Source organism: Kitasatospora sp. NPDC054768 (assembly GCF_053612025.1).
In genome coordinates this window covers 7,018-9,617 of sequence record NZ_JBSHBN010000244.1, presented here as the reverse complement: position 1 = coordinate 9,617, position 2,600 = coordinate 7,018, and the positions used below count along the sequence as shown (strand labels likewise).

Annotated in this window: 4 protein-coding genes; 2 read left to right on the top strand and 2 right to left on the bottom strand. The window is 76.2% G+C overall.

Annotated features, from left to right (window positions below; genetic code table 11):
- Positions 1–294, top strand: a 294-nt coding sequence (locus ACWGKU_RS38875) for a peptidoglycan-binding protein (RefSeq protein WP_452191776.1), incomplete at its 5' end; no start/stop codon positions are given.
- 40 nt (positions 295–334) lie between these two features.
- On the opposite strand, the gene ACWGKU_RS38870 is transcribed toward ACWGKU_RS38875, so the two are convergent.
- Entirely contained in the window at positions 335–1,087 is a 753-nt protein-coding gene (locus ACWGKU_RS38870) for a TrmH family RNA methyltransferase (RefSeq protein ID WP_452180870.1), read from the bottom strand.
- A 5-nt stretch (positions 1,088–1,092) separates the two neighbouring features.
- Positions 1,093–1,740, bottom strand: coding sequence for a TetR/AcrR family transcriptional regulator (locus ACWGKU_RS38865; RefSeq protein WP_380545796.1), 648 nt, complete (start codon positions 1,738–1,740; stop codon positions 1,093–1,095).
- Between the two features lie 100 nt (positions 1,741–1,840).
- On the opposite strand from ACWGKU_RS38865, the gene ACWGKU_RS38860 reads away from it, so the two are divergent.
- The gene (locus ACWGKU_RS38860; RefSeq protein ID WP_452180869.1) at positions 1,841–2,491 is read left to right on the top strand and encodes a hypothetical protein; all 651 of its coding nucleotides are present in this window, start codon (positions 1,841–1,843) and stop codon (positions 2,489–2,491) included.
- Positions 2,492–2,600 lie beyond the last annotated feature (109 nt).

Below are 2,600 nucleotides of genomic sequence, written 5' to 3'. Positions count from 1 at the left end.
GACAGCGGGGGGGGGGGCGGCACCCCGCTGCCGCCCCCGCCGCCCACCACCGGCGGCTCCGCCTTCCCCGGTGCGCGGTACTTCGGCCCCGGCCAGAACAACGACCACGTCCGTCTGCTCGGCGAACAGCTGGTCCGCAAGGGCTTCGGCGGCTCGTACGGCGTCGGCCCCGGCCCGCGCTGGACGGAGAGCGACCGCCGCGCCGTCCAGGCCTTCCAGCAGGCCCAGGGCTGGCGCGGCAGCGAGGCCGACGGCTACCCGGGCCCCGACACCTGGCGCCGGCTCTTCTCCTGACGGCCCCGCCGGGGCACGGTGCCCTCCCGGGCACCGCGCCTCAGCGCCGCCCCGACATCCAGTGGAAGAGGCCCATCCCGACGCTGGTCGCCAGGTTGAAGCTGGACACTCCCGGCTGCATCGGCACCGCCACCAGGTGGTCGGCGCGCGCCTTGAGCTCCTCCGACACGCCGTGCCGCTCGGTGCCGAAGACCAGCAGCGCCTCGTCGGGGAACGGCACGTCCCGGATGTCCGCCCCCTCCGGATCCAGCACGTACAGGGGCCCGTCCGGCAGTTGCTCCGGATCCAAGTGCTCGACCGCGGTCGCGAAGTGCAGTCCCGCGCTGCCCCGCAGCACGTTCGGGTGCCACGGATCCAGGTCCCCGGTGGTCACCACCCCGGTGGCACCGAACCCCGCCGCCAGCCGGATCACCGCCCCGACGTTCCCCAGGTTGCGCGGATTCTCCAGCACCACCACCGGCGCCGTCCGCGGCCGGCGGGCCAGCACCGCCCGGTTCGCCCGCGCACCGGGCCGCACCGCCGACGCGGCCACCCCCGTCGGGTGCAACCGCGGCACCAGCCCCCGCAGCACGGCCTCCGGCACCTCCACCGCGAGCCCCTCCAGCGCCGGCACGACATCCGGCGCCAGCTCACCCGCCAACGCCAGCAGAGCCGCCCGGTCGGCGGTCAGCACCCGCCGCACCTCGCCCCCGAACCGCAGCGCGTGCTTCAGCGCGTGGAACCCGTCCAGCAGCACCGCCCCCGGCTCCCGCTCGGCCGCCCGCCAGGCCCGCACCAGCTCGTCCTCGTCCATGGCGGTCACTCTGTCACCCGCCCCGGACCCGGCTCACCGGGCCGCCCGGCCGCGGCGATCACCTCGTCGAAGCCCAACGCGCGCCCCGGCGGTCCGTCCGGTTCGCCGGCCAACCCGGCCAGCGCGAGGTCCAGGTGCCGGTGGACCAAGGAGCCGTCCGCGTCCAGCGCCGCCAGCGCCCCCGGCAGCGGACGGGACACCCGGACGCAGAGCAGCACCAGGTCCCCCATCCCCACGTCGGGGCGCAGCCGCCCGGCCTCCCGCGCGGCCCGCAGCAGCCCCTCGACCGCCACGACGGTGCCCCGGCGAACCGCCACCAGCTCCTCGTCCACCACCAGGTGCTCCAACAGCACCACGATCGCCGCCCCCATCCGCAGATCGGCGGCGGCGTGCACGAAGCGGCGCAGCGCCAGGTACGGATCCGGCTCGGCCGCCCGCGCCTGCTCGGCGGCCTCGGTGAGCCGGGCCAGCAGGTCGGTGACCAGTTCGCGGACCAGCGCCTCCCGGTCGGGGAACCGCCGGTAGAGCGTGCCCGGGCCGACCCCGGCCCGCCGCACCACCGCGTCCAACGGGGCGTCCGGACCCCGCTCCAGGAACACCTCGCAGGCGGCGTCCAGGATCCTGCGCCGGCTGCGCTCCGCGTCGGCCCTCATCCACAACTCCCTAACCGGAGAAAATCTCTCCCCCTATGCTAGCGTCACCAGAAGCGGAGAAAATTCCTCCGCCTTCTCGCCCTCTTCAAGGAGCGACGCCATGCAGCCCGGCCTCACCATCCGCACCGAGATCGACGGCACCCCCCACCCCCGGGAGGCCGTCCTCGCCTGGGAACTCGACCGCGCCCGCGCCGCCCTGCGCCTGCTCAAGCAGCGCCTCGGCGACGACCGGACGCGCGAACTGCTCACCCCCGACACCACCGCCGCCGACACCGCCCTGGCCGGCTGGGCCCGGGCCTCCGCCGGCCGCCGGCGCACCGCCGTCACCGAACTCACCGCCACCGGCATCGACGCCGACACCTTCCTCACCTGGTGGCAGTCCCGCCTGCAGACCGGCGACCGCGCCGCCCTGCTCGCCGCCAACCCCGAGCACTACCTCGCCGACTCCACCGGCGAGCAGGTCGAGATCATCGAAACCATCGGCACCGGCCCGGCCCGCTTCTTCCTCCACTTCCACCACGACCTCCCCGGCGACGACACCTTCCCGGTCCGCATCGGCGGCACCGGCACCCTCGCCGACGGCACCGAGGTCCTCCGCGTCCTCCACGAATTCGCCGACACCCCCGACGGCCTGCGCATCCGCCTCACCGTCCAGTTCCCGGAAGCCGCCCCCGACCTCCTCCCCACCGGCCACCAGTGGCACTTCGCCTGCGAGTTCACCAACTGGCTCCAAGCCGCCCACGCCGCCTGACCCCAACACCCCCACCCCCACCCGCCCCCCCCCCCCGGCCACGCGGGCCCCGCCCCCCCCCCCCGCCGGGGCCCCCCCCCCCCCCCGCCGCCGGCCCCCCCGCCCGCGC

Bases quoted from the DNA above. Each gene is read 5' to 3' on its own strand.
- ACWGKU_RS38860 (WP_452180869.1), top strand. From the start codon at position 1,841: ATGCAGCCCGGCCTCACCATCCGCACCGAGATCGACGGCACCCCCCAC.
- ACWGKU_RS38865 (WP_380545796.1), bottom strand. From the start codon at position 1,740: ATGAGGGCCGACGCGGAGCGCAGCCGGCGCAGGATCCTGGACGCCGCC.
- ACWGKU_RS38870 (WP_452180870.1), bottom strand. From the start codon at position 1,087: ATGGACGAGGACGAGCTGGTGCGGGCCTGGCGGGCGGCCGAGCGGGAG.